The sequence below is a fragment of the Pseudomonas sp. SDO5215_S409 genome (assembly GCF_054071325.1).
In genome coordinates this window covers 1-9,169 of record NZ_JBSVWN010000100.1, presented here as the reverse complement: position 1 = coordinate 9,169, position 9,169 = coordinate 1, and the positions used below count along the sequence as shown (strand labels likewise).

Annotated in this window: 5 protein-coding genes and 2 pseudogenes; 5 read left to right on the top strand and 2 right to left on the bottom strand. The window is 48.5% G+C overall.

All coding sequences use genetic code 11. The annotated features are described in order from the left end of the window. Positions 1 to 324 precede the first annotated feature (324 nt). Both ACW9H9_RS27735 and ACW9H9_RS27730 read left to right on the top strand, forming a co-directional pair. On the top strand, positions 325 to 2,742 hold the full coding sequence (locus ACW9H9_RS27735) for a DNA cytosine methyltransferase (protein ID WP_457346543.1): 2,418 nt from the start codon (positions 325 to 327) through the stop codon (positions 2,740 to 2,742). Then, a pseudogene (locus ACW9H9_RS27730) lies at positions 2,714 to 3,106 on the top strand (very short patch repair endonuclease). Before ACW9H9_RS27735 ends, ACW9H9_RS27730 begins: the two are co-directional and overlap by 29 nt. Positions 3,107 to 3,302: 196 nt before the next feature. Here ACW9H9_RS27730 and ACW9H9_RS27725 read toward each other — a convergent pair. Continuing rightward, the gene (locus tag ACW9H9_RS27725; protein WP_457346541.1) at positions 3,303 to 4,568 is read right to left on the bottom strand and encodes an McrC family protein; all 1,266 of its coding nucleotides are present in this window, start codon (positions 4,566 to 4,568) and stop codon (positions 3,303 to 3,305) included. Between the two features lie 17 nt (positions 4,569 to 4,585). Continuing rightward, positions 4,586 to 6,079 carry an McrB family protein gene (locus tag ACW9H9_RS27720; RefSeq protein WP_457346539.1) on the bottom strand — a complete coding sequence of 498 codons (1,494 nt, stop codon included), beginning with the start codon at positions 6,077 to 6,079 and terminating at the stop codon, positions 4,586 to 4,588. Positions 6,080 to 6,587: 508 nt separating this feature from the next. Between ACW9H9_RS27720 and ACW9H9_RS27715 the strand changes: the two genes are divergently transcribed. From ACW9H9_RS27715 to ACW9H9_RS27705, 3 genes and pseudogenes are all read left to right on the top strand, one after another. After that, positions 6,588 to 7,613: a hypothetical protein gene (locus ACW9H9_RS27715; RefSeq protein ID WP_457346538.1), complete on the top strand. Its 1,026-nt coding sequence runs from the start codon at positions 6,588 to 6,590 to the stop codon at positions 7,611 to 7,613. After that, entirely contained in the window at positions 7,613 to 8,494 is an 882-nt protein-coding gene (locus tag ACW9H9_RS27710; RefSeq protein ID WP_457346537.1) for a hypothetical protein, read from the top strand. The genes ACW9H9_RS27715 and ACW9H9_RS27710 overlap by 1 nt, the downstream gene beginning before the upstream one ends. 483 nt (positions 8,495 to 8,977) lie before the next feature. Then, positions 8,978 to 9,088: pseudogene (locus ACW9H9_RS27705) on the top strand (site-specific integrase); the annotation flags it as partial. Positions 9,089 to 9,169: the final 81 nt, after the last annotated feature.

The window sequence follows — 9,169 nt, the reverse complement described above, 5'->3', positions numbered from 1 at the left end:
CGCCTACAGGGCGCCTTCGGTTGGTTCAGTTACACCACTTCCAGGGACACGATCTAGATAAGTACAGCCCGACGAATGGAAGCATTTGTTTCGCGAGGTTGGTTTAGCTGTGCTGAAAGTATCGCTACACCTTCAATTCTTGAGGCTGGACGAGCAACGCTCACGCGCTAAGCAGGGGCTCCAAGTGCAATGCTAGGAAACGATCGAAGCTCGTCATCCATCGCCAAACCAGCATAGGTACAGGGCAGCTCCTCAGACCTTCCTGTATCATTGCTTTCATCCCGCATGTCTTGCCCATGCCTTTGAATTTCTATGTTGAGCTCTATGATCAATCCCACCCTCATCAAGATCCGCCAGAAAATCCAGGCACAGAATTTGACCCTGCAAGCCGCGGCAGCGGCCATTGGTATCGGTTCCTCCGCGATGGAGCGACATCTCGCCGGCGAGTATGTCCGTAGCGATTCCATGGCAAAGTACCGACTATGGCTGGAAGGAGGGCAATCTTCAAACAATGTGCAACCCGGTCCAAAACAACGCAACGAAACCGAGGAAGCCTTTTTATCCCCGCGCCCTCCTATTGTGGGTATGGATACCTTATCTATAACGCCTCATAAGCCTCTGAATGTCGTTGATCTTTTTTGTGGCTGCGGTGGGATGTCGCTAGGCTTCGAACGCTTTGACGGTGGCCAGGTATATCGCGTGGCAATGGCGCTGGATATTGAGGCGCCAATGGTTCGAGTCTTCAATGATAATCATCCATCTCCGTCTGGGGACCTGCCTATAGCCAGGCAAAGCGACATAACCGATTTTATGAGCGAAGCTGAGATCCAGGGTTACTACTTGGATCACCTAGCCCGATCTACCGGTGATGCTGTGTTGGCCAGCGAAATTTCCACCCTAGACAATGGAGGAATTCCAGGCCTTAGAAAGAGGCTTAGAGAACTTGACCAAAACTTTTTAGAAGATCTGTACGCTCAAAGAGCTCGCCCAGACTACGTCTCTGCAATAAAAAAACTGGGGGCTGCTGCGCTAGGCCAAACCTCTGTCTCAGGCTTTCACAACGCCACAAAACTACCTTCGAGCGGCGGCTCCTACCCTAAAATTGGCCCACTTATTTGGCACAATGATGGGGATCTCTCGGACGCAGTCAAGCCTTCCGATGCGCCACTAGACGATAAGCTCCTACGGTCATGCCGCTCAGCCATGCGGAAACTTTGGGACGCTGAGGCCGGAAAGTTGACGACTCGTGCCAGTGGAGCTGGGCGGGGCCAGCTAGCATCTGCCGCAGAGCGAATAGACAAATTCATGGATTTCCTCGAAGGCTCCTCAATGCGGACCGTGAAGTCCTTGTGGATAGAATGGCGGGCCACACGCGAAGCTGTCAGAAGGTCTTTCTTCGAAACCCCTTCTGTCCAGGCAAAACTCAAGACGATTTACGAAGATGGGCGGCAGGTAACTGTGTTGCTGGGAGGTCCTCCTTGCCAGGGGTTCAGCAGAATCGGTCGAGGTAAAATTCGCAGCCTCAAAGAGCAAAGTGTCCATGTCCATGAAGACGAGGACTCTGTTGATAGTCGAAACCAGTTGATGCATCAGTATGTGCTTTTTGTGGCTGCGCTCGCCCCGAAAGTATTCCTGTTTGAAAATGTGCGTCACTTCCAAGCGGTAGTCAAAGCAGAAGGCATCGAATTTGACGCCGCCGACATTCTGGCCGAAGCAATCGAATCAGTATCAGAACGAGGCCTCGGTTATGCAGTGTCGCGAAAAATTGTTGTAGCCTCACAACATGCAGTGCCCCAGGCGCGTGAGCGCTTTGTTATGGCTGGCGTGAGAAAAGAACTGAGCAAAATTCTTTCAAGCTCAGACGCTGCATCTTGGTGCCTTTCACTGCAACGGCGTAGCCCGGTTCCTTTGCAAGTAGCGCTGGAGGAGCTACCCGCGCCCAACTTCAGCAACCAGGAAGTGCAAGAGGCCACCCTCAAAAAACCTCATCGCCCACACCACAATGAGCCCGCAGCGCACAATCTATCAAGTGATATCTACCGAGCGTGGGCATTTCGGGGAACGGTTGTCGATGCACACCTTGCACGTCCACCACGGCGTGATGATGAAGCATTTTTCTCGCTTATGGGACCTGGGAAGCGCTGGATGGATTATCGCTGCGATGAGTCACCTACTCTTCAGCGGATAGCAACGATGCTGACGAAACTCACTGGCGAACTCAAAGCTTCCCCTGACCTAGCCGTACGCCTTGGGGTCTCTGATAATGAAGTCAGCGAGCTAGCTGCGTCCGCAGATGGCTCACTAAGCCTTCGCCTATTGCTAGAAAGCATCCCCCCCCAACCCGGAGAGCTTCAACATCACCTGCTGACGGCAACTTACCTTCGAAAGCGTGAGGGTGCGCATGGCGATTGGCTGTCTCGTATGGACCCCGCGCAACCCTCCAAGACTATCGTCAGCCATATGGCGAAAGACACCTATGCGTTTGTCCACCCGACTCTTCCGCGAACACTATCTGTTCGGGAAGCCGCGCGAGTACAGTCCTTCCCTGATGATTATAGGTTCGGAAGTGTTGGTCTTGTAGATGGTTTCCGAGTCGTTGGAAACGCGGTGCCGCCGCTATTAAGCATGCAGTTTGCACAGAGGGTTGCGCAGGTTCTGTCCAAAGAAATCACAACGCCTAGCTCAAAAAGACTGTCTAATCTTTCACATACCGATGAACCAGAACAACTTGTCATCAGCTAAGGACTCACAGAGAGGTTTGGGACCAGACCTCTCTCGCAGCTCTAACATGTCAAAAATCAGAGGGCGGGATACTGCCCCTGAGATGCTACTGCGCAAAGTACTATGGCACTGGGGCTTCCGATTCCGAGTGAACTTCAAAGTTGGGTAAGCTCGCCCCGACATAGTGTTCACCTCGCGGAAAGTAGTGATATTCATAGACGGCTGTTTCTGGCACGGCTGTCCGCAGCACTATGTTATGCCACGAACAAGGTCCGAATTCTGGTCGACTAAGTTAGCATCAAACACTATACGGGACCGCAGACAAACCGTTGCTTTGATCGAAAGCGGTTGGCGCGTCTTACGATTCTGGGAACATAAACTGTAAGTCGAGCTTTTTCAAGTAGAAAAACAGATTGAACATGTTTTTCTAATCCAACGATCCCCTTCATGGACAGAGCAATGGCAATGAGGGTAGAACCAATCAGCTCAGATGGGAGTTTAGAGCGGTGGTGTATTGAATATGTGCTTTCTGAGCAACTCGCACATCAAGAGATTCGAACGAGAAAAGCAAAGAAATGACTTTATTTAGGCAAGACACTACTAAGCATTTCAGCAAGCAGTTTGTAACTGGCACTCCTCACCTCAAACCCACGACTCACCAACCCCTCGATATCAACTCCAATTAAGTGAATTTGAGCATTTGTTTCCGGATCCAGAAAACTCTTAATCCACTTTTCAGGCATCCAGGGAGCCCTGGGGACGAGAATAAGAGCCCGGGAAACCTTATACCGCGTCAAATACGCATGTATCTGATAAAGATCTTCTCGTTTTATACCATGCGCAGCACCATTCTCACTTGCACGTTTCCACTTTGCATCCGCAATAGCAACTTGTACGCCTGACCGACTAAAAACATAGTCGGGTCGCAACCGAACAACCCCCGATTGATCTTTCGCGTTTACGAATAGGAACAAAGACTCAGTGCGAGAACTGACATCAAGCTCACTATCATCAATAGCAGTAGCAAGGATCTTCCTCAATGCACGCTCATAAAGGTGCTGCATAGGGAAAAGCAACGAAAACGCTCTATTATTTCCACCGAAAGTTGGGTCTGGCGACTGCCCACTCAACAATAACCGGCCTATTGCCAACGTGTCAGACCAATGCATCTCATACCGGGAAAGCACCAAAGCATCAACTTTGGCAACACTCACTACTTTAGTATCAACTAGTGAGAGATTGGCAAGAACCACCCCTAATATTTGACGATTAACACCACTACGGGTAATTTGATGCAGGAAACTCGCGACCCCTTTAATAACCTCGGCGAGCTGGTTACTCATACTCAAAGGGGAATATAGAATAGGTACAACAGCAGATCCCGGCAGCCGAGTAGAGAGCCGTGTAAAGTCAATTCTCCCCCTTAAAACAGGTGAGTCCTCGCGCGTTAGTTCATATCGCCTAGGGTAGCCTTCACGCAGAGCGCGGGTCATCCCCATTGCAACCTCAGAAATCATCGCCTCTAATGGATCCAGATTTTCCGCACGGACGTTTGCCGTGCCTTGGTGCAGGGAGCTCAGGTACCCAGCAGAGCGTAAAAGATTCAGTAAAAACGACTTATCACGACTAAGCTCAACTGTGTCGAGCTTAGGTAGAATATTGATCCGAAAACGACCCAACTGAATACAGCCGACAACCTCCGCCGCATGTAACCGCCCCTTTTTCCAGCGAAAGGCGGTAAAAGGTGCCGACTCCGTAAGCCGCATCAGTCGATCTGCAAACCAACGTGGGTCTACATCGGACGGCAGGGGAATAGGCATCCCCTCCCAAGTAGTTACTTCAGGCAAAAGAGTCTCTCCCCGGGTTAGTTGCCCGCTGACAATGAAGTGATAAAGCGAAGGAATCGCCCACTGTCCCAGTCAATACCGTTCGGGTCCCACCAGTGTGAAAATGTTAATGAGGCAGCCTCAAATGTTTCATAGTCATCCGGCAACCGGCTCATGAACTGAGGATCCAAGGGAGGTGACTCAAACAGCGAAATAATTTCGACTCCATCACGAGACTCGCCCGCAATTGCCCGAATTTTACTCCAGTCTCCATGTAGATATTCAGCAAGCGTCGGCAGAATATTCGCTCTAATTACGTGAGCTAAAACGCGAAGCTGTCTGTCTGGCTCTTCTGCCCAAGACATAGAAGAGCTGGTAGCATCGAGTTTTTCCTGCATCAGAAAAGCATGCCCAAACTCATAACCGCTACCGAGCAACATTGCTACTCGATTGTTGATCCGTTGCAACAGTGCGCGAGTATTTACACCCCCATAACTATCTGGGACAAGTTCCGGCCGCGCTGGAACTTGCGTGAACTCAAATCGGCGTCTCATTGCAAAATCTAAAGCAGTCAACGAGCGATCAACTGTGTTCATCGTTCCGATGATCGACACATTCGCGGGTACTGAAAATAGCTTCTTGGAATACGGAAGCCATATCTGTTTCGCCTCGGGCTCTCCTTCGCGCTTGTCTATTTCCAGCAATGTGAGCAGTTCTCCAAAGACTCTCGACGGTTCTGCCCGGTTAATTTCGTCAATGACAAGTGCAACGGGGCTGCCGGCTCCTGGCCCTTCTTCTTGGAGCACGCTGAGTCGGCGTACGACGGACCCTATGTGAGCAGAGTTACTCAGATCAGAGCTCGAAAACATTCCTGTACGAGCAGCTACAATTTTTCGAATCACGGATCCATTACGAGTAGTCGCTGTGTCCTCTTCCTGTGGGCCAGGAACATCATGATCACTAGGGTCGATACCATACTCAGCTAACTCATAGCTTCCAGTGCCGGGAATAGAAAATATCTGGGGGGGTAGACCCATAGCCAAAATGCGATTTACTACAAATCGGGGGACATATTTGTCGATCGAATTAGCGACTTGATCTGAGCGCTTAGGCGTTACACGAACCACCCAGCCACCAGAATCTTTTTCAACCACGATACCCGCCGGCCTTCCCGAACCATCCAATAATTGCTCACCGATCTGTAGATCCGTTTCGAATCGCGCACGCAAGCAGAGTGATTTGAATGGACCATCGACGACTCGATAAGCAAGCTGTCCGGCATCATCAACCACCGGCCTATAGCCTTCGACAAAATCTTCATATGAATAGCTCGGATGGAAAGTGACCCAGAGGATCCTACCTTCAGAGACCAAGCTCTCATGCAGCGTTCGCAATGCTCCGGCAGGATTGGCCTCCTGCATTGCAAGAGCGTAGCGTGCAGGCTCAATAGCCCTTACCGCCTCCCTGGCTGCCTGCCAGGTTTTCCCAGTCCCAGGCGGGCCGTACAGAATTTTCATCGTTGGGTTTGACAATGCGACTCTCCATCCGCATGAGCATTGAGAGCGGTGCCAGGGGCTCGGGCAAGAACCAATTCCACCGCAAATCTTCCCTGATCGTGGTCTTCACCATTCGCGAGATGCGAAACGGTTAGTCCTCGAAAGCAGCGTTCTAGCTGGATCAGGTCAATGGCCTGCACCCTAACCAGGTTCGCTCAATTACGCTAGATTTCACTTAGCGCTCAGTGCCACTCGCGCTCTATGAGGAGAGCTGTAAATTTTGAGCATTGAATAATGTGCTTTCCGGAACGGCGCTAGAGCCTACAGGATGGACGCCGAGCTTAATCCGCCACACAATCTGCTCACTGGTGGACAAGCACCATGATAGCGATGTCAGGCTCTGACGCTGATTCAGAGCGAAGGAATTAACATTTGACGTGCTTGACGATGGGGTTTATTTGCCTAGACTGCCTGAAAACAGCATGCCCCATTGGGGAATGGCGGAGTTTTCATTAAAATTTAAATAATCCATTAGAGAAAGAAAATGAAAATCGAACTATTTGGGGATGCACTAAGGGACGAAGTACTAGGTGCAACATACTGGGTAGGCCAAACTACTTATCAGCTTGCTATTGAGAAACTCTACCCTCTTGTCCAACGTCTAGACATTCAAAGAAACCTGCAAAACCCATCTTTCTACAACAGACTCAGGAATGACCTGAAGACTGGCTGCATTATCCCCCCGATCACCATTGCCTTTGTATTAGAAAACGGCACACAACGATTTGACCAAACCTACATTAATGAAAACATCACTGAAGGTTTTATTCTAGATGGCATACAGCGTTTAAGCGCAATTCAGCGCGCCAACTCTGAGCTTGAGGGTGAAGCGCAATCAGATTTTCATAATCGCGCATTGCACCTCAACATAATAATTGCTCCCTCCATGGATCGTTTGCTGTACAGAATGATCACGCTCAACAACGGCCAAAAGCCAATGTCCCCACGCCACCAGATAGACATACTATCTGAGACCATGTTTGATTTCGAAAATCTGTCTTTGAGAAACCAATCACACAAAACAAAGCAACTCTCGCCAAACAAGCTACTTGTACACCGATCTGATATTGTTAAAGGCTACATCGCGTTTCTTGCAAACACTACAGCCATAGACAACAAGCTTATCATAGAAGAGAAAATGGATGAGCTTATCGCAGAGCGGATTATTGAAAGCGATATCAGCTCTGACAGCTACGAGTTCACAGAAATTCTTGCATGGGTTGCGGACCAATGCGTTAACAGTGAAATTAACAAATGGTTTTTATCCAGCAACAACTTTATAGGATTCTGCGTTGCCGCAAGAAACAATTTTGGCGAAATACAAAATGTGAGCTTTAAGGAGCTAGCCTCAACAATCTCTAGATTTGAATCTATTTTCCTGCATTTCGACAAAAAGAAAATTAAGGTTGGGGATTACCGACGCAGAATGGTCGCCGAGTACTTCGGAGCACTTGAACGATTCAAGGGCGCATCAGATAGCGATGTTGTTATTGAGCTGAGCCAAAAATAATGCCATCCTTTGAATATTTAGTGCCTGGGAAATGGTATAGCTCCGTATACGGTTGCAATAAGCCTTCTGAAAATTTTCGATTGAAATCACTTTTGTTGCTTTCTGGCCTTGGTACAATTGAAAAAACTGGCTCAGGAAAACGAAAAACGCTTGATTTTGACTTTATATCCTTACCGCCTCAGCATGTAAATCCTCGCAGGGGAGGCACAATAAACCAGATAACATCTAAGTTTCCTACCTATACCCGAAAAGAATTGGATGCATTTTTCCAAACGGCGATTTTTAAAAACATTTCCATTCATAAAAATATATACTATGAATTGATTAATGTTTTAGGCCACCGAAGCAATGACAACCACATTGCTTCGTTCCTACACATCTATCGTATTATCGAGCAAATTGCGCTATGCCTGCCAATCGTATCAATAGTAAAAAAAGGATCCTTCGACAACACGTTCTCCGATTTTAAAGGACTCATACAAGGAGGAGCTAAAACAGATTTGGCGGTACTACGTAAATACTCCGACTACCATCTAAATGCTGCCATTGCTGACTCCGTTGCAAACATATCTTTTTCCCGAACCACAAAACCAACTCAGAATGTCAACGTGGTAAAGAGATTTTTTTCGGGTAAAGACGCTGGAGACATAGTCACAGAGACGATCGATTCCATAGAAATAAAATATCGAAACATTGACAAACTAATTATTGGCTTTAGAAATCAATTTTTCCATTACCTCTTCCATGAAAAGAACCTGTCAATCTCGGATATGGAATTTCCCGATGAGTTCCTAGAAGTATGCAATACAATATTTATTAACTATCTAGCCTTCCTGTACCACGAACTTCTGGAATCAGAGATAACAATGTGGGGACACTGACGCCATGAATTTATGTTTTAGCACACCGTCACAACAAAACAACTCACACACATTTAAATAATATTATTTACGCGCGCAAAATTTAATAAAAATTCAACAGGCATTGAAGCTCAAGGCGGGCAATAAACTGAATAACTGGGGATGGCTTGAGAAAATCCTCCTTTGAAAAAGGCGGCCCAGGACCGTGCGACTTGCAGGCCTGCAAACTCGTCAACCTGGGCTTCTCTCCTAACGCTTGAGGTTACTGAGATAGAGAAAATAGTACACCTACGGTACAGTGGCTAGTTTAAGAAAACTACTCAAAATTACGCTCAACACCAGTAACGACGGGGCCTCCAGCTATGCCAAGCTACGTTCACCTTCGAACGATTTCTCTAGGCATACCAGTTCGCTCAGCAACTCATAATCCTTTGGTCCACGGTTCAAGTCCGTGTGGGCCCACCACCTTCAAAGCCGCGCATTGCGCGGCTTTCGCGTTTTCGGGTGGAGCACCTGGGCAAATACTCCATGGCCGCCCTCTGCGCTGAAATCATCGCCGGCTATCGCGACAAACGCCTAAACGAACCGAGCCGTGGCGGAACCATCGCCCTTAATGCTGGAGTTCGGAAGGTGAGTTCGCCGTAACCGCTCCATGAACCCCACATTCAAAGCGGTCAGATGATCTTGGATGCTGTG

Bases quoted from the DNA above. Each gene is read 5' to 3' on its own strand.
- ACW9H9_RS27735 (WP_457346543.1), top strand. From the start codon at position 325: ATGATCAATCCCACCCTCATCAAGATCCGCCAGAAAATCCAGGCACAG.
- ACW9H9_RS27715 (WP_457346538.1), top strand. From the start codon at position 6,588: ATGAAAATCGAACTATTTGGGGATGCACTAAGGGACGAAGTACTAGGT.
- ACW9H9_RS27710 (WP_457346537.1), top strand. From the start codon at position 7,613: ATGCCATCCTTTGAATATTTAGTGCCTGGGAAATGGTATAGCTCCGTA.